Here is a 270-nt window from a genome sequence, read left to right on the forward strand (position 1 = left end):
AAAACATCACGATTCATCAACTTCTCAACCATACTTCCGGATTAAACCTGATGGGTGGAAGCAGTTTACTTCTGTACTGATCTTACTCCAGATGGAACAGGGAAAAAAACTCAACAGTGACGGATAAAGCCTCCCAATATTTAAAGGAATTTCAGAACAAAGAATATGAAAAAAACATCACGATTCATCAACTTCTCAACCATACTTCCGGATTAAACCTGATGGGTGGAAGCAGTTTACTTCTGTACTGATCTTACTCCAGATGGAACA

The 270-nt window shown here is 38.5% G+C and carries 1 protein-coding gene; it reads left to right on the plus strand.

All coding sequences use genetic code 11. The features are described 5' to 3' along the window. Window positions 1–116: 116 nt before the first annotated feature. Window positions 117–251, plus strand: a complete 135-nt coding sequence (locus BOQ64_RS24325; RefSeq protein ID WP_228448542.1) for a beta-lactamase family protein — start codon at window positions 117–119, stop codon at window positions 249–251. The last annotated feature ends 19 nt before the right edge of the window (window positions 252–270 follow it).

Origin of the sequence: Chryseobacterium sp. CH25, assembly GCF_004119455.1 — a bacterium.
Lineage (GTDB): Bacteria > Bacteroidota > Bacteroidia > Flavobacteriales > Weeksellaceae > Chryseobacterium.